Annotated in this window: 1 protein-coding gene; it reads left to right on the top strand. The window is 40.5% G+C overall.

What is annotated here, in order from left to right; all coding sequences use genetic code 11:
• Window positions 1-262 precede the first annotated feature (262 nt).
• On the top strand, window positions 263-1,408 hold the full coding sequence (locus tag P2H89_RS35400; protein ID WP_275836326.1) for an IS110 family transposase: 1,146 nt from the start codon (window positions 263-265) through the stop codon (window positions 1,406-1,408).
• Window positions 1,409-1,446: the final 38 nt, after the last annotated feature.

The following is a 1,446-nucleotide window of genomic DNA, read 5'->3' as shown; positions in this document are numbered from 1 at the left end:
GCGGGGCTTTTACTTTTGTACTGTACTAAGCAAGGTTAATTTAACTTAGTTAAGCTAAAGAAAATTGACCTATAGGGAAATGAGACGGGCGGGGCCAGGTAGGCATTATTGCCATACCGGAAAAAAGGATGCTCCATTTCCCTTTTATTTTCTTCAGAGTCTGAACAGTACTTAATGCTATCCATAGCGATAAGCAAGTGTAATATTTAAAAGGCAAGACGAAGGAGAAAACAAGGTCATTAACCTTCAAATCTCGTTTGTCATGAATGCAATTATTCGTCAATGCGTGGGCATAGACATTGCCAAGCTAAGTTTTACAGCTTGCCTATGCCGGGTCCAAACCGATGGCCGGTTTGAATTAAGTGAAGTTGTGAAGTTCGACAATTCAAAACAAGGCTTCAATCAACTAATTAAATGGGTTCGTAAACAAGTAGACAAACTGCCACAGATTTGCTTTGTAATGGAAGCTACTGGTATTTATTACGAGCCATTAGCGTATCATCTAACCAAACTTAATCAGCCGGTTTCAGTTGTATTGCCAAACAAAGTAAAGCATTACGCAAAGAGTCTTAACATTAAGTCAAAAACAGATACACTGGACGCTCGTACGATTGCCAGAATGGGAGCAGAAAGACCTTTGGAATTGTGGCAACCACCCGCCCCAATCTTCAAAGAACTCAGGGATCTTTGCCGGCTGTATACCGACCTTAAAATACAACGTACCGCCTTCATTAACAGGCTAAAAAGTACTCAGTCAGGAAATGAACCACTCGCATTCATTCTGGATTCTACCCGCTCAATAATCAGGAAGCTGGATAATGAGATCGTAAAATGTGCAGCACAGATACAACAACTCCTCATAAAGGAAGAATGGTTAGAGGAAAAAGTGAATAAAATACAAACCATTAAAGGGGTTGGCTTCATAACCATAGCTATAATACTGGCCGAAACACAAGGGTTCAGATTAATCAAAAATGGTAAGCAGCTGACAAGTTATGCAGGGTACGATATAGTCGAGAAACAATCAGGTTCCAGTATTAAAGGCAAGACAAGAATTTCAAAAAAAGGGAATGGGAGAATACGGGCAGCATTGCATTTTCCAGCTTTGGTTGCTTCCAGGTATAACCAACAGCTAAAGGCTGTTTATACCCGGATAAATGAAAAAAAAGAGTGTAAAATGGTGGGCGCCACAGCTCTGCAAAGAAAAATACTCCTCCTTATCTATACCCTCTGGAAAAATGACTCTACTTATCAGGAAAACTACAGTTCCGGGAATCAGGAAACTAAGCCTCTCCTTCGTCACAAGGACGAAGTCCTTGATTCAAACACAGGCAGGCCAATAAGCCTGCCTGCACAAGATGAACTTCCGTCGAATCTCTCAACTGAAGCTCTCCTTCGTCAAATATAAAGTTCAGATTTTTTTGGAATTTAAAACAGTACCTTTTT

This window comes from Paraflavitalea sp. CAU 1676, assembly GCF_029223285.1.
Classification (GTDB): domain Bacteria; phylum Bacteroidota; class Bacteroidia; order Chitinophagales; family Chitinophagaceae; genus Paraflavitalea.
This window is presented reverse-complemented; position numbering and strand designations above follow the sequence as displayed.